The sequence below is a fragment of the Formivibrio sp. oc-25 genome, from assembly GCF_055810895.1.
Genome location: NZ_JBVVOL010000002.1, coordinates 171,291 through 191,528, shown reverse-complemented (window position 1 = coordinate 191,528; position 20,238 = coordinate 171,291). Strand labels below are relative to the sequence as shown.

The window sequence follows — 20,238 nt, the reverse complement described above, 5'->3', positions numbered from 1 at the left end:
GGATATGACTTGGGAGGGGAATGATCCTTGTCTGGCCGGATGGCCTGCCAGACAAGCGGATGTCACGGATGAAAGCAGCAAGTTACAGCAAGCCCAGCGAAGGCGAACGCGTGGTAGCCACCAGTACCACGTAACTCACGCTGGCAAGCGCTGCCAGGAATGCCGGCAGGCGCAGGCGCAACGGGGCGTTGCGGCGCAAGGCCAGCATGCCAAAGCCGATATACGCCAGCAGCCCGATCACCTTGGCGGTGAGCCAGCCGGCCACGAACGGATACTGCTGGCTTGTTACTGAGAGCCAGATGGCTGCCGACAGCAACAGCGTATCGTTCACGTGCGGCAGAATTTTCAGCGGCTTCCATTTGCGCCAGTCGATGCCGGCAAACTGCAGCAGGGCACGCAGCACGAACAGCGTGATCGATAGATAGACAAACCCCATGTGGGCATGCCGGACAACCAGGTAATCCATTGCATTTCTCCAGAGTATCAATGACGGCCGGCGCCGGAGTGCGGCAGGTAGCGCGCCCCCCAGCAGGCAACCAGCGTCAGGCAGGCCGCGATTGCCAGGAAAACAGGCACCAGCCCGAATGCATCGCCTGAGCGGCCAATCACCATGGCGCCAATCGGCCCGGGGAGAATGGTAACAAATCTCATTGAAGTTACCATGCGCCCCAGCAAGGCATCCGGTGTGACGGTCTGGCGCAAGGTCAGGTAATTGACGATGTAGATCGCCGATCCGCAATCGAACAGCAACAGGGCAAGGCCGGCCCAGATGGCAGCACCGGGCAGCCCGGCACCCGGCAAGGTGTAGGCGGCAATGCCGCAGGCAGCCAGCACCACGCCGCACAGCAGCGCATTGCGGATGCCCATCCGCCGCGCCAGTCCATGCGCGAGCGGTGCACCGGCCAGCCCGCCCAGCGCCCCCAGCGTGTTGACGAGTGCAATCGCGCCGGGCTCCAGCAGCAGGTTGCGCGAGGCATGCAGCACATACAGCGCCTTGAAGGAATCGGCCAGCATGATCCAGACCGCAACCACCATTACCAGTCGGCGCAGCATCGGCGATTGCCAGACAAAGACCAGGCCATCGCGCATCTGGCGCAGGAAAGGTTCGGCCGATGACTGGGGCATGGCTTCGTGGAATGCGATGCGGCCAATGAAAAAAGCCGAGCCGGCAAAGCCCAGCACATTCAGGCAGACCGCAAACGGCGCGCCCAGCAGCGAAACCAGCGCAGCAGCCAGCGCCGGCCCGACCACCATGGAAATCGAAGACCCCGCCGCGAGCTTGCTGTTGGCACTGACCAAGGCTTCGCGCCCAACCAATTGGGTAATGAACACCTGCAAGGCCGAGCCGCCGATCGCTTCCGTGGTCGACACCACAAAGCCGACCAGATACAGGATCGGCATGGAAAGAAAGCCGAACCACGCACCGAGCGGCACCAGTGCCAAGGCGCAGGCCGAAGCCATATCGAAAGCCATGGCCAGCCGCTTCTTGCGGCTGCGGTCGATCCACACCCCGGCCGGCAGGCCAACCGTCACGAACGGCAGCAACTGGCAGGCGGCCAGAATGCCCATCTCGCTCGCACCCGCGCCCAGCAACTGGATCGCGGTCAGCGGCAAGGCCATCTGCGAAACTGCCGTGCCAAGGAATACCAGCGTGGTGGCATAGAACAGCTTGCGAAAATCCCCGACTCGCCAGAGCGAATCAGGTGCCAGAAGACGGGACAAGTAACGGGAAACGAGCATGAAAAACCAGTTTTTGAACGCGTGCATGGCATTCACACGCAAGAGGGGGAAGTCTGTGCCCGTCAGAAATCATCGTCAATCGAGGAAAACCACGAGACCGGCGACATACGGTATTTGACAATATAAAATATATATAAATATAATGAATCACATCGAAGCTTAATGCTTCATGCCTCAATCATCAGGAGATGCCATCATGCTGCGCTTTGACGTTCCCCCGATCTGGTCCAACGCCGCCCGCCTGGATGCGCTGACCACCTTTACCCTGTGTCTCCTGGCCATCGCCTTCAAGCTGCCTTTCCTGCTCCCGATCCTGATCGTGCAAGGTTTCGTGCGCGGCGTTCTGGGCCACTACCGCTGCCCCAGCCACCGCCTGTATGCCGCGCTGCTGCAGAAGATCGGCAAGGCCGGCCACAAGGAAAATGCCGGCGCCAAGATGTTTGCCAACAAGCTGCTGCTCATCGCCAGCAGCGTGGGCACCATTCTGTGGCTCGCCGGCAGCAGCATGTGGATCGTGCCTGCCTCGATCCTGCTGGTGTTCTCGTTCATGGAAGCCGCGTTTTCGTTCTGTGCGGCGTGCTGGGCCTACACCTTCTATTACCAGTTCAGGGATCGGCACCAGGCCTGAACCCTCTGAAGCAGTAAAAAACGCGGTATCCAGTCGACGGATGCCGCGTTTTTGTTTAGAGCTTTGTCAAGCAGCTTCCCCCGCAGACACCACCAGCACATCGCCCTGCGATTCCGCCAGTACATGCTTGGTGACGCTGCCAAGCAGGTAGTCTTCGAGCAAATCACCATGCTTGCCCAGCACAATCAGGTCACAATCCTGTTCCTGCTCCTGCCGGATGATCTGCTGCGTGGCATCGCCGTGCTGCACCAGCAGCGTGGCTGCATCCGCAGCCAGACCGGCTACTGCTGCGAATTCGTGCAACTTGCGCATCGCCTCCTGCTTGGCGCTGATCCGGTAGCGGTAGATCTCCGCCTCTTCCACACCGGCAAACATCAACTTGCCCTCGAAGGGTACTTCGAACGCATGCAGCAACACCAACTGGGCCTGCGGCGCGATCGCGCGGGCCTGCGCCAATACAAGCTCCGACAAGGGTGAGAAATCCACTGTTACCAGCAGGCGCCGGTAGGCTTCATGCGGTGATTGCTTGACGACCAGCACCGGCAGCAATGTCTTGCGCAAAAGACGCGAGGCGGTTGAGCCCAGCAGCATGTGGCGCAGGAAACCCTCGCCGCGTGCACCCACCACCAGCAGATCAGCTGCCAGCGCAGCGGCTTGGGTGCAGATACTGTTGACCACGGCACCTTCAATGACCTCGCTCTCGACCACGATATCGTGCTTGCGCACGCAATCCGCCGCCAGGCCATCCAGCGCTCTGGCCGCCTCGGCGGCAATCTGCTGCGCATAAACCTCGGCCGCAGGTCCGATCAATTGCTGCATCTGCGCCAGTGCGCCCTGCTGCAAAACATGCAGCAGATTCAGACTGGCCCCCATTTGCGCAGCCAGTTGGCAAGCCCGCTCGGCAGCATGGCGCGACGGCGCAGACAAATCGGTTGCGGCGAGAATCGCGGTGGGTGGTTTCATGGCTGGATCTCCTTTGGACGAATCAGCGTAGTCAGATGCTCGACGGTGTAATCCACGGCATTCCGGATCGGATAAATCACGGTCGGTGCGCCAGCGCGCTTGAGCAGCAAGCCATCGTTTTCCTCCCGTGCAAGAATGGCGACCTCACCGGCGAAACGACGCTCCCGGAGCATGGACAATAAAACCCGGTTCGACTCGACATCGGGCAGGGTACTGACCACCCAGGCCATCTGCGCCAGCGGCAGGCCATCCAGAAAATCCGGATCCAGCCCATCGCCAAACTGCACGGCCAGTCCTTTTTTGCGCATGGCACGCACCAGTTCCGGATCGAAATCTACGCCCAGCACCGTCAGTCCCGCCTGCCTGAGCCCCTGCGCCAACCGGCCACCGTAGCGGCCGAGGCCGAATACGATCACGTCCGGCTGATCATGGGCGTGTCGCTGACTTTCCACCGCCAGCTCGCGAAACGGATGTCGCCGTTCAAACCAGCCAAGCCAGGGCGACACGCGCTCGTACAGCGGGTGCGAATACAGAATCATGTAGGTCGACAAGGCAATGGTGATCAGCCCGACCAGTGTCGTCAGACCAAGCGCCCCCCGACCGACATGGCCAAGCGAGATACCCATCGCCACGAACACGATCGAGAATTCGCTGATCTGCGCCACGGTCAGCCCGGCCAGAAAACCGGTGCGCTTGCGGTAGCCCATATAGCCCATGATGGCCATGACGATGAGTGGATTGCCGATCAGCACGAACAGCGCCAGCAGCAAGGCAGGCACGACTTCCGCGCCCAGCGTCGAGAAATCCAGCTTGGCGCCCAGATCGATAAAGAAAAACAGCAGCAGGAAATCACGAATACCGGTCAGCCTGGCATTGATCGCATCACGGTAGCTGGTGGATGCCAGGGTAAACCCCGCCAGAAACGCGCCGGCCTCCTTGCTGAATCCGGCCCACTCCCCCAACGCCGCCAGCGCCACCCCCCAGGCAATCGCAAAGACCAGCAGCAATTCCTGTGAGCGCGCCATCGTGGCCACCACGCGCGGCAGAACCAGTCGCATCAAGACCACGATCAAGCCCGCCGTGAGTGCAAGACGCAAGGCCAGCGACCATGCAACATCCCAGACGCTACCCTCGCCACCGCGCAAGGTGCTCATCACCATCATGGCCAGCACCACCGCCAGATCCTGCACGATCAGAAAACCGACCGCGATACGCCCATGCAGCGCATCCAGTTCTCGCTTGTCGGAAAGCAGTTTGACGATGATGATGGTACTGGAAAAGGTCAGTGCCACCGCCACATACAGCGCTTCCAGCACTGGCTTTCCCAACAGCAGGATCAAGACGAAACCAAAAGCAATGGTGAAAGCAAGCTGACCCAGGCCGGTGGCCAGCGCCACCGGACCGATATGGCGCACATGCTGCAGATCAAGCTTGAGCCCGACCACGAACAGTAAAACCGCCACCCCGATCTGCGCCAACAGATCGATCTGATCCTGCGCGCTGACTACCCCCAGCACCGCCGGGCCAACCAGGATGCCGACGACGATATAGGCGATCAGCACCGGCTGGCGCAGACGGATCGCCAGCGCACCGGTAATCGCTGAAATCAGCAGAAGCAGCGCGAACTCGCTGAAAACATCGTGCATGCATTCTCCTTCGCCGACAGGGCCCAAGCCATGCCGCATGAAGATCGGATAACGTGCACTTCATTATTGACGCAAAAAAGCGATCCATGCCGGATCGCCACCGGGATGCGAGGGATGACCGGATTAGCCGCCGGTACGAGACATGAAACGCACCAGCTTGGCCGGCTGCTCGACGAATTCATGCCGTTCTGGCTTCAACGCAATTGCCGCGCGGATTGCGGCTTGCAGTTCTTCCGCGCTCGCGCCACTGCGCAGCAATTCACGAAACTCCATCTTGTCTTCCTGCCCCAGGCACAGGTAGAGCGCGCCCTCGACGGTCAGGCGCACGCGGTTGCAGGTCGCGCAGAAATGCTGCGACATCGGCGTGATGAAGCCGATATGCGCGCGGCGGTCTGCCGTTTGCCAGTAACGTGCCGGCCCGCCGCCCAGCTCATCGACGCTCGGCTGCAGGCCGAATTTATCGGCCAGCGCCAGCCGCGTTGTTTCCAGGCTGGCCGCTGCATGGGCGCGGCCGGTATCGCCCATCGGCATCGGCTCGATCAGGCGCAAGGTCAGCCCGCGCTCGATCGCATAGGTGAACAGGTTTTCGATTTCCGCAGACGACGTATCCGGCAGCGCCACCGCATTGAGCTTGATGCGCCCGAACCCGGCCACGAGTGCCGCATCGATACCGGCCAGCACCTGCGGCAGCACATCGCGCCCGGTGATGCGCGCAAATTTCTGCCGATCAAGCGTATCGAGGCTGATATTGAGCCGCCTGAGTCCGGCAGCTTTCAGATCGGCCGCTTGCGCAGCGAGCAGCGTAGCATTGGTGGAAAGCGAGAGGTCTTCCAGCCCCGGCAAGGCGGAGAGCCGGGCGACAAGATCGGCCAGATGTTTGCGCGTAAGCGGCTCGCCCCCGGTGAGCCGGATACGGCGCGTACCGAGTTCAACAAACGCCGCCATCAGGCGCGTGATTTCGTCAAACGTGAGCCAGTTGGCCGGTGTCTCGAAGCCATGCGCATCCTTGGGCAAGCAATAGCTGCAACGCAGATCGCAACGATCGGTGACCGATACGCGAACGTAGTCGATGCGCCGGCCAAAGGGGTCAACCAGGCTGGGATTCATGGCTATGTCAGGCTCCCAAGGACTATATGAAAATGAGCTCAAGCATCGATTCACCCTCTCCCCCAGCCCCTCTCCCGCACGCGGGCGAGGGGAGTAAAACGGGTAGTTTGGCGCAGCACTTCCCGGTTTGCATGCACTTGCATGTACTATCGCATTCGCTTGCAAATACACCCCAAACCCCTTCAAGGCCGCCGAGTGCGAGGAGGGAGACCCAGGCTCCCGACCAAACGAGGGAAGCGCGGAGCGCCGGCCGCCCGGGGTCGCCTTCTTTTGGTTTCTTTTCTTGGCGAGACAAGAAAAGAAACTCACCCGCCGGGGTGAACTCCCGGCCAATCCCGGCAACAAGTATCAGCCAACTTTTCAAGGAAGCCAATCAAGTGCCCGGCATGCGGTCCTGCTGCACCAACTGCGGAAACCACCTCATCCACAATGCCACCACGATCAGCGTTCCCACGCCGCCGGTCACCACCGACAGCACCGGCCCGAGCGCGGCAGCGACCACGCCGGATTCAAACTCGCCGAGCTGGTTGGACGCACCAATAAACAGCGAGTTCACCGCGCTGACGCGCCCGCGCATGTCATCCGGCGTTTCCAGTTGCACGAACGAGCCGCGGATCACCACGCTGATCATGTCGGAAGCGCCCAGTACAGTCAGCGCCACGAACGACAGCGGCAGCCAGGTCGATACACCGAACACGATGGTCGCCAGGCCAAATACCGCCACCGAGGCGAACATGGTCTTGCCGACCTGAGTCTTGATCGGCTTGCGTGCGAGCCACGCGCCCATCGCCAGCGCACCGATGGCTGGTGCCGCCCGCAGCAGGCCAAGCCCCCACGGCCCGGTATGCAGGATATCTTTGGCATAGATCGGCAGCAGTGCCGTGGCACCACCGAGCAGCACGGCGAACAGATCAAGCGAAATCGCCCCCAGAATCGCCGGCTTGCTCCTGATGAAACGGATACCCGCGAGTAGCGAATCCCATCCGGCCGCACGCACCAAGGTCGGCTCATGATCGCGCTTGATAAATTGCACCCGCGCCATCAGGAAACACGCGATCAGGTACAGGCTGCCGGTCAGCGCATACACCGTGGTCGCGCCCAGTACATACACGATGCCGCCCAGCGCCGGTGCCGCGATGGTGGCGACCTGAACCGCCGAGGACGACAGCGCAATCGCCGATGGCAGCAGTTCGGCCGGGACCACGCGCGGCAGCATCGCCTGCGTGGCAGGGAACTCGAAGGTCCGCGCCGCGCCTACCAGGAACGACACGGCATAGATCATTGCCCGCGCGTATTCCGGCAGCCAGAAACTGGCCATCAGCCCCAGCGCGCACACACCCTGCAAGAACTGGCTCACTGCGGCCACGCGGCGCCGATCGAACCTGTCGGCCACCTCGCCCGCCATCAGTGCAAACAGCACGCGCGGCAGGAACTGCACCAGCCCGATCAGGCCCAGATCGAGCGCGCTGCCGGTGATGTCGTACAGGTGCCAGCCGATTGCCACGCACAGCATCTGATAGCCGCTGATGGTAAACAGCCGTGCAATCCAGAACGAGGTAAAGCTGGGCAGGCGCAGCAAACGGCCGAGTTCGTTATCCGGGGTATTCATGTTCAAGATGGCGCAAGGAAAACCCCGAGCTTGCGCCGCCTTTTGTCAGCTTGCAACCGGTCTCGCCGTAGCCAGTCGCTTGAGTTCCGGCACGCACGATCCGCACGAGGTGCCGCACTTGAGCTTCATCTGCAGCATCGGCAGGTCGGCCCCCTTGGCCAGCTCGGCCTTGATCGCGGATTCGGTCACGCCCAGGCAATTGCAGACCGTGCGATCCTTGCCCGGCGCACCGGAGGGCGCCGTGGCATTGGGCAGGAAGACCCATTGCCGTGGCCATTGCCACTGACCATCGGTCTTCATCAAGGCCAGCAACCAATCCTGCGCCACGGTTTCGCCGGCCAGTTTCAAACCGATCAGACGATTGTCTTCCGACCACATCGCCACCTTGTCGACCCCGCGCCGGGTATCGCGGTAATGCAGGCAAGTTACACCACTCTGCGCCGCAGGCGCTGAATGTCCCCCTCGCCCTACTTCGGAAGGAGAGGGCGTCACTTCGAAATCCAGGATTTCGTCGATGGCATCGAGCCAGCCTTCCGGCGCGCCATGATCGGCCACGCGCAATACCACCTTCGGATGCTCGCGCCCCATCAACGAAAGACTCGCCCAGCGGCAACGCGCCAGCAATGGACGCAGCTTGTGCATCAGCATCTGCACGTCGCCCTCGCGCACCACCACGCAGCTCCACGGCAATTCGATCTTTTCGATCCGCACGGCGGCATGCTTGAGTTCAGGCTGGAACGAGAACGGATCGACCGCGCCGATCGTTACCTCGTTAACGCCGCCGGCCTGCATGAACTGGGCATTCCAGTGCATGGGCAGGAACACGCTGCCCGATGGCAGTTCGTGCGAGGCTTCTACTGCCACGATCAGCTTGCCGCGCTTGCTCTCCAGCACCACCAGATCGCCATCCTTGAGACTGCGGCGCTCCATGTCACCCTTTTCCATGCCCAACCGGGCCTCGCTGACATGCTCGAACAGTTGCGGCACGCGCCCGGTGCGGCTCATGCCGTGCCACTGGTCGCGGAGCCTGCCGGTCAACAAACGGAACGGGTAGCGCGAACTCACGCTTTCCGCCACCGGTTGGTACTTAACGGCATTGAACTGCGCCTTGCCCGACGCAGTTTGATAGACGTGATCGGTGTAGAGGCGCGCCGTGCCCTCGTTCGAACCAGCCGGCAGCGGCCACTGGCGCGGGCCGGTATCGAGCAGGGCGTAATCGAGACCGGTGATATCGATATCGCGCCCGGCAGTCGTGGCACGGTAATCGTTGAAAACCGCCTCGGGCGAATCGAAATCGAACAGCGTTTCCAGCCCGGGCCGGATGCGGCGAGCCAGCTTGCGCGCAAACTGCGCGGCAATCCACCAGTCGCCCATCGCCTCGCCCACCGCGGGCACGGCCGGGCGCACGCGCGAAATGCGCCGCTCGGTATTGGTTACCACGCCCTCCTTCTCGCCCCAGGTTCGCGCTGGCAACACCACATCGGCAAACGCCATGGTATCGGTATCGGCAAATACCTCCTGCACCACCACCAGCTCGGCAGCTTCCAGCGCGGCACGCACGCTGCCGATGTCCGGCATCGAGTGCGCGGGATTGGTGCAGGCAATCCACACAGCCTTGATTTCTCCGGATTTCACCGCATCGAACAATTCCACTGCCGTCTTGCCACGCGCAATCGGCAGGATGGCCTTGTCTATCCCCCAGATTTGCGCCAGCTCGGCACGATGCGCCGGGTTTTCCAGATCTCGGTGGCTCGCGAGCATGGTGGACAAACCACCGACCTCGCGCCCGCCCATCGCGTTGGGCTGACCGGTGAGCGAAAACGGCCCGGCGCCGGGGCGGCCCAGCTGGCCGGTGGCCAGATGCAGGTTGATCAGCGCCACGTTCTTGTCGGTGCCATGGCTCGACTGGTTGAGCCCCATGCAGTAGAGCGACAGCGCGCCCTTGGCATCGGCAAACCATTCGGCCGCCGTGACGAGATCGGCTTCCGCAATCCCGCAGATTTCCGCCGCCATCTTCGGCGTGTATTCGCGCACGAGTTTGCGCAGCTCGCTGAACCCTTCGGTGTGCTGCGCAATCAGTTCATGATCAAGCCGGTCTTCCCAGATCAGGTAGTGCAACATGCCGTTGAACAGCGCCACATCGGTACCAGGCTGGATCGCCAGATGCAGGTCGGCCAGCGCGGCGGTATCGGTGCGGCGCGGATCGATCACGATCCAGCGTGTCTCAGGGCGCGCGGCCTTGGCCGCTTCGAGGCGGCGGAACAGCACCGGATGCGCATAGGCCATGTTCGAACCGGCGAACAGCACGGTATCGGCGAGTTCCAGATCTTCGTAGCTGCAGGGCGGGCCGTCGACACCGAAGGCTTTCTTGTAGCCAGTCACCGCGCTCGACATGCACAGGCGCGAGTTGGTATCGATATTGGCCGTGCCGATCAAGCCCTTGGCGAGCTTGTTGAAGACGTAGTAGTCCTCGGTCAGCAGTTGGCCGGAAAGGTAGAAAGCGACCGAATCCGAGCCATGCTTGCGGATGATCTCGGCAAAACGCTCGGCCACATGATCAAGCGCGGCATCCCAGCTCACCGGGTGGCGCTTTTCTTCGCGCGAGTGGCGCAGTTCCGGATGCAGCAGGCGACCTTCATGGCTGGCGGTCAGCGGCAGCGTCATGCCCTTGGTGCACAGCCGGCCAAAGTTGGCCGGATGCTGCGGATCGCCCTGGATGCCGATGACGTTGCGGCCGTCGGTTTCGATCAGCACGCCGCAGCCGACGCCGCAGTAGCAGCAGGTGGAGCGGATGGTAGTGGTCATCGTAGTCACCATGTTGTTGACGCTCCTGTGGATCTGTCAGCGTCAATCCTATTTATTCAGCGCCTGCGGCGCAGTCATTTAGGTGCCGGTTCCGCCCGGCGGGCAGGAAGGGAGGCTTGCTTCGCCAAGCCCCCCTTCACCCCCAAGGCGACCCCGCTGCCACGCCCTTCGGGTTCCCTTGCGCTTCTCGAAGATCGTGGCGGCTGCGGAACTCGCCCTGTGGGCTCAAGCAGTCCTCGCCGAAACCCCACGATCTTCTGCGATGCTCGGCGTGGCAAGGGGAACGGGTGGTACTGCGTATTGCATCTGGTGCGCAGTCGTGGGCAAGAACACCCCGATCCCCTGTAAGGCCGCCGAGGAGCGGAGCGAGACCCAGGCTCGCGACCGACGCAGGGCAGCGCGGAGCGCCGGACGTTGGGGGCTGCTTTCTTTGGATACTTTCTTTGCAGAAGCAAAGAAAGTATCACGCCACGCTGGGCGGGACCGGCACCCAAAACAGCGCGCCGAAGGGCGCATAAAACCCGCGCTATCCCCACCCTCTCCCGCACGAGAGAGGGTGACAGACAGATCACAACTCCAGATACACCTCGCCACCCTCAACCTTCACCGCATGCTTGTGCGCACACCCCACATCCGGCGCGGCTGCCTCGCCGGTGGCAAGCCCGATCTGCCAGCCATGCAGCGGGCAGGCCACGGTCTCGCCGTAGACGATGCCCTGAGACAGCGGCCCGCCCTTGTGCGGGCACTTGTCAGTCAACGCAAACACCTTGTCCTCGGCGTTGCGAAAGATCGCGATATCGTTGCCGTTCTTGCACTTCACCACGCGGCTGCCCAGTTGCGGAATCTCTTCCAGCTTGCAGATTTTCTTGAATTCGCTCATGGCTGAACCTCCAGAATTTTGTATTCGTGTTTCTGCGCACCCTCGATGCGGGCCTGCCACGGATCGGGCAAGCCTTCGAGCGCAAACAGCAGCCGCTCGTACAGCGCCTTGCGGTTGGCCTCGTCGGCCACCACCTTGCTCTTCACGTATTCCAGGCCGACGCGATTCACGTAATGCACGGTGCGCTCCAGATAGAACGCTTCCTCGCGGTAGAGCTGCAGGAAGGCGCCGCTGTATTCCTTCACTTCCTCGGCAGTCTTTACCTTGACGAAGAAGTGCGCGACTTCGGTCTTGATGCCGCCATTGCCGGCGACGTAGATTTCCCAGCCCGAATCGACGCCGATCACACCCACGTCCTTGATGCCCGATTCTGCGCAGTTGCGCGGACAGCCCGATACGGCGAGTTTGACCTTGTGCGGCGACCACATGTTCGCGAGCATGGTCTCCAGATCGATGCCCATCTGCGTGCTGTTCTGCGTGCCGAAGCGGCAGAATTCGCTGCCGACGCAGGTCTTCACCGTGCGGATCGACTTACCGTAGGCGTGGCCGGAGTTCATGCCCAGATCCTTCCAGACATCGACCAGGTCTTCCTTCTTCACACCCAGCAGATCGATACGCTGGCCGCCGGTCACCTTGACCATCGGGATGTGATATTTGTCGGCCACATCGGCGATCCGGCGCAATTCAGACGGATTGGTCACGCCACCCTTCATCTGCGGCACCACCGAGTAGGTGCCGTCCTTCTGGATGTTGCCGTGCGCGCGCTCGTTGATGAAACGGCTTTGCGGATCGTCCTTCGCTTCCTTGGGCCAGGTCGAGATCAGGTAGTAGTTCAGCGCCGGGCGGCAGGTTGCGCAGCCGTTGGGGGTGCGCCATTGCAGCGCGGCCATCGTGTCCGGGATGCTGGTCAGGTGCTGTTCGCGGATCGCCTTGCGTATGGCTTCGTGGCCGTGATCGGTACAACCGCAGATCGCCTTGTCCTTCGGTGCGGCCTGGAACGAGGTGCCGAGCGTATTGATCAGGATCTGTTCGACCAGCCCCTTGCACGATCCGCACGAGCCCGAGGCCTTGGTGCACTTCTTCACGTCGTCAACCGTGAAGAGGCCCTTTTCCTTGATCGCCTGCACGATGGTGCCCTTGGTGATGCCATTGCAGCCGCAGACCTCGTCGCTATCTTGCATCGCCGCAGCCTTGTTGTGGCCCTGGTGGCCGGTATCGCCGACTTCGGATTCGCCGAACATCAGGCGGTCACGCAGCTCTTTGATCGTGCGCCCTTCGCGGATCAGTTTGAAGTACCACGCGCCATCGGCGGTATCGCCGTAGAGGCAAGCGCCGACCAGCTTGTCGTCCTGCACCACCAGACGCTTGTACACGCCACCGAACGGGTCGGACAGGATGATGTCCTCGGTGTCGTCGCCGCCCATGAAGTTGCCGGCCGAGAAAAGGTCGATACCGGTGACCTTGAGCTTGGTCGACAGGATAGAACCCTTGTAGGCACCGATACCGTAGTTGGCCAGATGGTTGGCGGCAACCTTGGCCATTTCGAACAGCGGCGCAACCAGTCCATAGGCGGTGCCGCGATGGTTCACGCATTCGCCGATCGCATAGATCTTGGGGTCGAACGTCTGCAGCGTATCGTTGACGACGATGCCGCGATTGCAGTGCAGGCCGGCCGATTCGGCCAGATCGTAGTTCGGACGGATGCCCACGGCCATCACCACCAGATCGGCCGGGATCACCTCGCCATCCTTGAACTTCACCGCAGCCACGCGACCCGATTCCCCGGCAATCAATTCTGCAGTCTGCTTTTGCAGCAGGAACTTGAGGCCACGATCTTCCAGAGACTTCTGCAGCAATTTGCCGGCGGTCTTGTCGAGCTGGCGCTCCAGCAGCCATTCGCCCAGATGCACCACGGTCACGTCCATGCCGCGCAGCATCAGGCCGTTGGCGGCTTCCAGCCCCAGCAATCCACCACCGATCACCACCGCATGCTTGTGCACCTTGGCCGCTTCGATCATCTGCTCGGTGTCATAAATATCGCGGTAGGTGATCACACCCGGCAGATCCTTGCCCGGAATCGGCAGGATGAACGGGTTGGAGCCGGTGGCGAGCAGCAGGCGGTCGTACTCGGCCTCGGTACCGTCGGCGGCGATCACCTTGCGGTTCACGCGGTCGATCTTCACCACTTTCTTGTTCAGATGCAGCGTGATGTTGTGATCGGCATACCAATCCAGATCGTTCAGGATGATGTCCTGCACGGTCTGCTCGCCCGCCAGCACCGGCGAGAGCAGGATGCGGTTGTAGTTGGGATGAGGTTCGGCGCCGAAGACAGTCACGTCGTACATGTCGGGCTTGAGCTTGAACAACTCTTCGAGTGTGCGCACGCCCGCCATGCCGTTGCCGATCAAGACTAATTTTGGCTTTTGCATCGGAATCTCCTTGTTCTTTTTGCTGCGGGGATCTTTGCCTGCAGAAATAAAAAAAGCGCCCGGGGTGCGATCTTTCGATCCACCACGGACGCCTTTGTCCCTGGGAAGACACTACCCGCCTTTGGGCCGGTCTTCCGATATCTGCAGCATCATTGCCGCAGGATTTGTTTGATACAAAGCAAACCCTGTGCCAGCGAGTGATTCTCAGTCCAGATAATGTTTTTTGCCGGTTTTCCGGTTTGCGAACGCTAGACAACGCACTGCCCCGGGGCACGGGCGCACTGTGGCGGGGCATTACCCTGTCAGCAAAAGCAGGTAAAGCAATACCAGATCGAGTACCAAGGCGACCAGCGCCAGGGTTTGCCAGAACTTCAGCGGCTCGCGTTCGATCAGCGGCACATGGCGGCGTGCCACCGGATCGCGCTCGCCCATTTCCAGCGCGTGCACGAATTCCTCGGCGGTTTCAAAACGCTGGGCGGGATCACGGGCGACGGCCTTCAGCAGCAGGTTTTCCAGCCAGGCCGGCAGGTCCGGACGCCAGCGGGTAGGCCGGGCGGGTTCGCCGAAATGCGGGCGCTGGAACGGTTCGATTTCGCCATACGGATAGTGGCCTGTGAAAAGCCAGTAGAGCGTCACGCCGGCGGCATACAGATCGGTCTGCACACTGGCGGGTTCGCCGGCCAGCAGCTCGGGCGCCATGAAGCTTGGCGTACCCGGTTGCGTGGTGGCGCCGTCGTCGGTCAGCCCCGGGCAGCAGGCCGCGCCGAAATCGAGCAGGCGCAGCCGGCCATCGTCGGCGAGATGGATGTTCTCGGGCTTGATATCGCGATGCAGCACATTCTTGCGGTGCAGGAGCCCCAGCGCGCGCAGCAGCCGCAGTCCGATCTGCACCCCGGCCGGCACGCTCCAGGCCTCGTGGCGCTCGCGGCGTGCGGCAAGCGTCGCGCCTTCGTATTCACGGATCAGGAGGTAAAGGTAGTTGCGCCCGCTGTGCTGGCCGATCTCGGGAAAATAATGGCTGGCCATGCGGGCGAGCAGCCACTCCTCGATCATCAAGGATTGGCGCGCAAGCTCATCATCTTCGGAGCGCGGCGGCAACGTTTTCAACAGCCACGGCTCGCCCGCAGCGTTATGCACACGATAGAGCAGGCTGCCGCGCGCTTCGTGCAGGATGCTGTCGATGTGCAATCCGTCGAGCGTATCGCCGGCCTTGAGTTTCGGCGGCAGCGGCAGCGCGGACATGCTGGCGAAATCGTCCGCCAGTGCGCGCTCGGGCAGGCTGGCGATGTCGATCACGATGGCGGTGGCGTTGTCGTCGCCGCCGGCCGCCAGCGCATTGCGGATCAGCGCTTCACATGCAGCCTGCGGATCGGGGAAATCGCTTAACAGTTGCCTGAGGCGATCATCGCCCAAGGGCTGCCAGATACCATCGCAAGCCAGCAGAAAACGGTCGCCTACCTGCAGCTCGCCATCGGCAAAATCGGGCACCAGATGCGCATCGAGCCCAACCGCACGCTTCAACACATGCTGCCAGCCGGGCTGCGCCCAGTTGTGATCGACGCTGAGCTGCTGCAGCTCACCGCTGCGCAGCAGATAGACGCGTGTATCGCCGACACTCGCCACGGTGTAGCGATGGCCGCGCAGCGCCAGTGCGGCAATCGTGGTCAAGAGCAGCTGGTGCGGCTGCGCCAGCAACCAGCGATTTTGCGCGGCAAGCAGGCTTTGCAGCGTTTGCGTGGCACTCCAGGTTTGCGGGGCCGCGTAATAATCGGCTGCCAGCGTGCGCACCGTGCTCTGCGCCGCGAGCGCACCATCGGCGCAATCGCTCACGCCATCGGCCAACAGGAATAGCGCGCCCAGACTTGCAGGCAAAGGCGGGGCAGGCTGGACAGCCTGCCAGGCGTCTTCGTTGCGGCTTTTCTGGCCGGGGTGGCTTTGGCCACCCCAGTGGAGGATCTGGGCACTCATACCACTAGATTAGACGCGCGCAGAAGTCGACGCTGCCGACCCCCACGTCGTACGCCAGCGGTGCTTCACGCGAGCCAGCCCCACCCAGGCAAACAGTGCCAGTCCAGCGAACACCCACAACCCGAGCTGGTAGCTGCCGCTGTGCTGCTTGACCATGCCCAGCCCGGCGGCGAGCAGGAAACCACCGATGCCGCCGGCCATGCCGATGAGCCCGGTCATCACGCCGATTTCCTTGGCGAAACGCTGCGGCACCAGCTGGAACACCGAACCGTTGCCTGCGCCCAGCGCCAGCATCGCGCCGATGAAGAGCACGATGGTCAGCACCGCACCGAGGCCGACCCCCACTCCGGCGATGCAGACCGCCGCGACGGTATACATGATCAACAGGCTCTTGATGCCGCCGATGCGGTCGGCAATCGTGCCGCCGATCGGGCGCATCACCGAACCGGCCAGCACACACGCCGCCGTGGCAAAGCCGGCCATTTTCGGCGCCATGCCGAACTGATCATGGAAGAAGCTCGGCAGCGAGCTCGCCAGACCCAGGAAACCACCGAAGGTCACGCAGTAGAAGAACATGAACCACCAGGCATCGGCATCGCCCAGGGCTTTCAGGTACTGGTTCAGCGACTTGGGCGGCGGTGCGTTGGGCGCATCCTTGGCAAAGACCAGAAACACCACGAAGGCAAAGCCGAGCGGAATCAGCGACAGGCCGAATACGTTCTGCCAGCCGTAGGCAATCGCCAGCGCCGGCGCGAACAGCGCGGCGAACACGGTACCGGAATTACCCGCCCCGGCAATGCCAAGCGCCTTGCCCTGATGCTCGGGCGGATACCAGCGCGAAGCCAGCGGCAGCGCAATCGCAAATGCCGCACCGGCCACGCCCAGGCAAAGCCCTAGGAGCAGCACCTGACCGTAGCTGTGCACGCCGATCTTCCAGGCGGCAGCCAGCCCCACCAGCACGATGACTTGTGCAATCAGCCCGGTTTTCTTCGGGCCGATGCGATCGACCAGCATGCCGAACAGCAGGCGCAATACCGCGCCGGCCAGCGTCGGCGTGGCGACCATCATGCCGCGCTGCTGGGCATCCAGTTGCAGATCGGTGGCAATCAGCACCGCCAGTGGGCCCAGCAGATACCAGACCATGAAGCTCAGGTCGAAATAGCAAAACGCGGACAGTAGCGTCGGGGTATGCCCGGACTGCCAGAAACTCTTGTTCATCTTGTTCTCCAGAAAGCAAAAAAGCGCCGGGATGCCTGCATGGATAACAAGCTTCCAGACGCCTTTGTCCTGTACCACCTCACCGCACATGATCTGTGCGATACATCCCGGCACCTCGTTGTGCCGGATTGCCATCAGCAAAGCAAAGCCTGTGCCAAGGATGAAAATCGTTATCAATACTGTGTACGGATAAAAAAATACCCCTCAGAGGCCGGAGGGGCTTGCACCAGGGGGGTGCCAACGGAGCAGTAATTTGCACCGAAGCCGCGCACGGCGGTTTCAGAGCCTGTTCACGATCATTTCACCGCAGCGTTCTGGGCAGTGCCGGATAGAGGCCAAGACACAAACCGTGTCGTGGTACGTGTACCACAAGCGGTTTGTAACGCCGGCGGCTGCCGGCAATGCCCGGAACCCGCCGGGCCAGGCAGGAAAATGGCCATCCACTGCGTTGAACGCCTTGGAAATAACCCGTTATTGCCAGCGTCGTTCGCCTTGTGGCCAGCCCTTTTCCTGTCTGGCGCTGCAGTGAAATGATCGTGAACAGGCTCTCACTGGCAAATTACCCCACAGGAATTCTCGCCTTGGCGGGTGTTGCGCGTGTTACATCACACACGCCATTTACACCTTGCAGCGCATCTGCTTGGGGCAGATGCCGAAACAGCGCCTAAAGGCAGTCGAGAAATTGGATTGGCTGTTATAACCGGCCACCTCGGCCGCCTGCCCCACACTGATGCCATCCTGCTCCAGCAGGCGGGCAGCGCGGCGCAGACGGGATTCACGCAGGTAGTCAAAAATCGTCTTGCCATAGGCCTGACGAAACCACTGCTGCAAGGAATTCGCGTTGCAGCCGGCATACTGGGCAATCGCTGCCAGATCCAGCCGGTCTGCCTCGCCGCTATCGAGAAAGGCCTTCAGCCGGCTGACACGACGGAATTCATCCGGGCGCAGGCCGGCGCTTTCCGGTTGATCGCAAGCCAGGAAATCGAGCGCTTCGGCCACCAGCTCCAGCGCCTTGCTCTCGCACAGCAACTGCTGCAACGGATTCGCTTGTGTACCCTGGCGCAACAACTGGTTGGCCAGCGTGGTCGCCCGGGCCGAAGGCCGCCACCGCCGGTACGAGAGGTGCCGCCCCCATCCCGCGCGGATATCCATTGAAAGCAGGCCATGGTTTTCCAGCCACTGCGGCATCAGCAGCAATCCCACCATGCGCTCGCATGTTTCCACACTTGCCTGCCGGATCATCGGTGTCGGCTCGGCAAGGAAAAAAGCGAGGCCGGCAGACCCCGTGGCATCCTGCGCCTGCGGATCGGGCAGCAGCGGCGTATCGCCCAGCGAGAGTCCGGCACAGCCCTGCAAACGCAGCAGGACATGCACGCCGGGATGCAACATGGCCTGGCACTGCATATCCTGCAGATGCACCCAGTCCGCCGTGTAAAGGTAAAAACCCGGGCGCACCTGCCACAGCCCGGCCCGTCCCTGCATCAGCGCCGGCGCCCCATCCTCGGCGGCATCGATGCGGCGGTAATCGCTGAGGATCGGCCGCCACTGCGTCCTGATGGCGTGTGCGCTCAGCATTGCTTCATCCTGGGCAGGTTTATCCCGAACGGTCTGCATTTCCGGTTTTCTACTCACTTGCTGGCAAATCGGCATGGTCGAATTCGGCCGGGGATTCATGCCCCGGATCGAAACGGATATAAAAATCGCCCGGTGGGCGCTGGAATTTCACCCGGGACTGGCTATCCGCCTGCGCCTTTTGCAGCAATTCGTCGGCATAGCTGTAAACCTGCACGGTCATGCCCGGCGCCGGCGTGCCATCGCTGAAACCGGGGGTACAGACAATTTCCCTCCCTTCCATGCGGCAATCCAGCATCGGCGTATGCGCATGGGCCGGCACGGTCAGCGCCCAGGCCAACAGAAAGAGCCGGCGCTTCATTGCCCCAGGGCCTCGAAGCTCAGATAAAACAACATCGATTCGGCATCCACCTGCGGATTGGTGCTGGCCACCTCGACCGGCACCGTCATCAGGTGCGGCCCCATCATGGCGGGCTCGAAACGCACCTCGCCGGCCGCATCGGTTTTCAGCAGGGTCTGGCGCCGGTCGTTGCGGTAATAGGTGCCGTGCGGAACCAGTTCGATCTCGACCCCGGCCAGCGGCTGGCCATCGCGCGTCAGCCGGAAGATGGCAGGCTCGCCGACCACGATATCGGCCGGATGCGTGACAGGCAGCAGCTCGATCCCCTTGCCCGTAGGCAACATGACGGTGCGTGTCGGTGCCTTGCGCGTGACATAGAAGCGGCTGACTATGTGATACGCCGTGGTTTTCACCTCGCGCGCACCTGCCGGAATCTGCGCCTGCAGCGCCTGCTTCAACCCCAGCATGCGCCGCACCGTATTGCGTGCGCCCTGCTGGTAAGTGGTGACATAACGCACCGGCAGGCGCAGTTCGGCCAGATAAGTGCCCTCGTCGCTCAATTGCAGATCGAAGACGGAACGGCGCTTGCCCTTGGCAAACGGAACCGAGGGCAAGCGTTCGCCCTCGGGATTGGTGATCTGCAAGGTATCCAGCCCGATCGGGCCATCCGGGTGAAACACGCTGTGCGAGACACTGGCATCCACGGTAATCCACCACGCCTCGCTGGCAGAGACATTGAACTCGCTGGGCAGCATCCATACCGGGTGCGCCTGTACCAGACTCGCACCAAGCAGCGCCAGCGCGGCACAGGCTCTTTGCAGCAATCGTTTCATGGCAGGACTCCAGTCTGAATCTGCACCGGGCCGATCTCTTCGGCAGCCGGATGGGTAAACCGCGCGGACTTGCCGAGCTCGATCGGCACGCTGATCAGGCTGCGATTGCCGTGCTCGCGCGAGGCCTCGAGCTGGATCACATACTTGCCGGGCGGCACGGGCTGGCCGGTACGATTGCGTCCGTTCCACACCAGCTGATAACCACCGGGCTGGCGCGTCGCACCGGCCACGGCATCGACCGCGTAATCGCCGCTACGCCCGATCTTGCGCCACCAGCGCGTCAGATCCTTGAGCCAGTCGGTCTGCCTATGCCACACCGCCAGCGTCTGTACCGGCTCGCCCGAAGGCGTTTCCACCCACACTGCCACGTAGGGCCGCGCATACAGACTGCCTTCCTTGGCCGGCAGATCGAAGCGCACACTGACATCGGCCTGAGCCAACGTAGCCAGCCCCAGCAGCACTGCGCCCCATGTTTTTCGTTTCAGCATGCGTTCTCCAGA

General features: G+C 62.1%; 16 protein-coding genes. 1 reads left to right on the top strand and 15 read right to left on the bottom strand.

Annotation, left to right across the window (positions count from 1 at the left end; genetic code table 11):
* Positions 1–82: 82 nt before the first annotated feature.
* Both AC0KVQ_RS02355 and AC0KVQ_RS02350 read right to left on the bottom strand, forming a co-directional pair.
* Positions 83–466, bottom strand: coding sequence for a SirB2 family protein (locus AC0KVQ_RS02355; protein WP_473419499.1), 384 nt, complete (start codon positions 464–466; stop codon positions 83–85).
* A gap of 17 nt (positions 467–483) precedes the next feature.
* Positions 484–1,767, bottom strand: a complete 1,284-nt coding sequence (locus tag AC0KVQ_RS02350; RefSeq protein ID WP_473419498.1) for an MFS transporter — start codon at positions 1,765–1,767, stop codon at positions 484–486.
* A gap of 169 nt (positions 1,768–1,936) precedes the next feature.
* Between AC0KVQ_RS02350 and AC0KVQ_RS02345 the strand changes: the two genes are divergently transcribed.
* On the top strand, positions 1,937–2,368 hold the full coding sequence (locus AC0KVQ_RS02345; protein ID WP_473419497.1) for a DUF4395 family protein: 432 nt from the start codon (positions 1,937–1,939) through the stop codon (positions 2,366–2,368).
* Between the two features lie 66 nt (positions 2,369–2,434).
* On the opposite strand, the gene AC0KVQ_RS02340 is transcribed toward AC0KVQ_RS02345, so the two are convergent.
* From AC0KVQ_RS02340 to AC0KVQ_RS02280, 13 genes are all read right to left on the bottom strand, one after another.
* Positions 2,435–3,331, bottom strand: coding sequence for a universal stress protein (locus AC0KVQ_RS02340; protein WP_473419496.1), 897 nt, complete (start codon positions 3,329–3,331; stop codon positions 2,435–2,437).
* Positions 3,328–4,977, bottom strand: a complete 1,650-nt coding sequence (locus tag AC0KVQ_RS02335; protein ID WP_473419495.1) for a cation:proton antiporter — start codon at positions 4,975–4,977, stop codon at positions 3,328–3,330. Before AC0KVQ_RS02335 ends, AC0KVQ_RS02340 begins: the two co-directional genes overlap by 4 nt.
* 123 nt (positions 4,978–5,100) lie before the next feature.
* A complete protein-coding gene (gene moaA / locus AC0KVQ_RS02330) occupies positions 5,101–6,084 on the bottom strand; it encodes a GTP 3',8-cyclase MoaA (RefSeq protein ID WP_473419494.1) in 984 nt (327 codons plus the stop codon).
* A gap of 373 nt (positions 6,085–6,457) precedes the next feature.
* The gene (locus tag AC0KVQ_RS02325; RefSeq protein WP_473419493.1) at positions 6,458–7,693 is read right to left on the bottom strand and encodes an MFS transporter; all 1,236 of its coding nucleotides are present in this window, start codon (positions 7,691–7,693) and stop codon (positions 6,458–6,460) included.
* Positions 7,694–7,738: 45 nt separating this feature from the next.
* A complete protein-coding gene (locus AC0KVQ_RS02320; protein WP_473419492.1) occupies positions 7,739–10,498 on the bottom strand; it encodes a nitrate reductase in 2,760 nt (919 codons plus the stop codon).
* A 568-nt stretch (positions 10,499–11,066) separates the two neighbouring features.
* Positions 11,067–11,378: a nitrite reductase small subunit NirD gene (gene nirD / locus AC0KVQ_RS02315; RefSeq protein WP_473419491.1), complete on the bottom strand. Its 312-nt coding sequence runs from the start codon at positions 11,376–11,378 to the stop codon at positions 11,067–11,069.
* Entirely contained in the window at positions 11,375–13,807 is a 2,433-nt protein-coding gene (nirB, locus tag AC0KVQ_RS02310) for a nitrite reductase large subunit NirB (RefSeq protein WP_473419490.1), read from the bottom strand. The genes nirD and nirB overlap by 4 nt, the downstream gene beginning before the upstream one ends.
* 294 nt (positions 13,808–14,101) lie before the next feature.
* The gene (locus tag AC0KVQ_RS02305) at positions 14,102–15,775 is read right to left on the bottom strand and encodes a bifunctional protein-serine/threonine kinase/phosphatase (RefSeq protein ID WP_473419489.1); all 1,674 of its coding nucleotides are present in this window, start codon (positions 15,773–15,775) and stop codon (positions 14,102–14,104) included.
* A 9-nt stretch (positions 15,776–15,784) separates the two neighbouring features.
* Positions 15,785–16,993, bottom strand: coding sequence for a nitrate/nitrite transporter (locus AC0KVQ_RS02300; RefSeq protein ID WP_473419488.1), 1,209 nt, complete (start codon positions 16,991–16,993; stop codon positions 15,785–15,787).
* A gap of 618 nt (positions 16,994–17,611) precedes the next feature.
* Positions 17,612–18,568: a helix-turn-helix transcriptional regulator gene (locus AC0KVQ_RS02295; RefSeq protein ID WP_473419487.1), complete on the bottom strand. Its 957-nt coding sequence runs from the start codon at positions 18,566–18,568 to the stop codon at positions 17,612–17,614.
* 49 nt (positions 18,569–18,617) lie between these two features.
* Positions 18,618–18,926, bottom strand: coding sequence for a hypothetical protein (locus tag AC0KVQ_RS02290; protein ID WP_473419486.1), 309 nt, complete (start codon positions 18,924–18,926; stop codon positions 18,618–18,620).
* Complete coding sequence (locus tag AC0KVQ_RS02285) at positions 18,923–19,738, bottom strand: DUF4198 domain-containing protein (RefSeq protein WP_473419485.1); 816 nt, start codon at positions 19,736–19,738, stop codon at positions 18,923–18,925. Before AC0KVQ_RS02285 ends, AC0KVQ_RS02290 begins: the two co-directional genes overlap by 4 nt.
* Positions 19,735–20,226: a DUF2271 domain-containing protein gene (locus AC0KVQ_RS02280; RefSeq protein ID WP_473419484.1), complete on the bottom strand. Its 492-nt coding sequence runs from the start codon at positions 20,224–20,226 to the stop codon at positions 19,735–19,737. The genes AC0KVQ_RS02285 and AC0KVQ_RS02280 overlap by 4 nt, the downstream gene beginning before the upstream one ends.
* Positions 20,227–20,238 lie beyond the last annotated feature (12 nt).

Coding starts and splice junctions, on each gene's coding strand:
- AC0KVQ_RS02300 (WP_473419488.1), bottom strand. CDS start 16,993: ATGAACAAGAGTTTCTGGCAGTCCGGGCATACCCCGACGCTACTGTCC.
- AC0KVQ_RS02350 (WP_473419498.1), bottom strand. CDS start 1,767: ATGCACGCGTTCAAAAACTGGTTTTTCATGCTCGTTTCCCGTTACTTG.
- moaA (WP_473419494.1), bottom strand. CDS start 6,084: ATGAATCCCAGCCTGGTTGACCCCTTTGGCCGGCGCATCGACTACGTT.
- nirD (WP_473419491.1), bottom strand. CDS start 11,378: ATGAGCGAATTCAAGAAAATCTGCAAGCTGGAAGAGATTCCGCAACTG.
- AC0KVQ_RS02305 (WP_473419489.1), bottom strand. CDS start 15,775: ATGAGTGCCCAGATCCTCCACTGGGGTGGCCAAAGCCACCCCGGCCAG.
- nirB (WP_473419490.1), bottom strand. CDS start 13,807: ATGCAAAAGCCAAAATTAGTCTTGATCGGCAACGGCATGGCGGGCGTG.
- AC0KVQ_RS02325 (WP_473419493.1), bottom strand. CDS start 7,693: ATGAATACCCCGGATAACGAACTCGGCCGTTTGCTGCGCCTGCCCAGC.
- AC0KVQ_RS02340 (WP_473419496.1), bottom strand. CDS start 3,331: ATGAAACCACCCACCGCGATTCTCGCCGCAACCGATTTGTCTGCGCCG.
- AC0KVQ_RS02320 (WP_473419492.1), bottom strand. CDS start 10,498: ATGACCACTACCATCCGCTCCACCTGCTGCTACTGCGGCGTCGGCTGC.
- AC0KVQ_RS02295 (WP_473419487.1), bottom strand. CDS start 18,568: ATGCTGAGCGCACACGCCATCAGGACGCAGTGGCGGCCGATCCTCAGC.
- AC0KVQ_RS02285 (WP_473419485.1), bottom strand. CDS start 19,738: ATGAAACGATTGCTGCAAAGAGCCTGTGCCGCGCTGGCGCTGCTTGGT.
- AC0KVQ_RS02355 (WP_473419499.1), bottom strand. CDS start 466: ATGGATTACCTGGTTGTCCGGCATGCCCACATGGGGTTTGTCTATCTA.
- AC0KVQ_RS02280 (WP_473419484.1), bottom strand. CDS start 20,226: ATGCTGAAACGAAAAACATGGGGCGCAGTGCTGCTGGGGCTGGCTACG.
- AC0KVQ_RS02335 (WP_473419495.1), bottom strand. CDS start 4,977: ATGCACGATGTTTTCAGCGAGTTCGCGCTGCTTCTGCTGATTTCAGCG.
- AC0KVQ_RS02290 (WP_473419486.1), bottom strand. CDS start 18,926: ATGAAGCGCCGGCTCTTTCTGTTGGCCTGGGCGCTGACCGTGCCGGCC.
- AC0KVQ_RS02345 (WP_473419497.1), top strand. CDS start 1,937: ATGCTGCGCTTTGACGTTCCCCCGATCTGGTCCAACGCCGCCCGCCTG.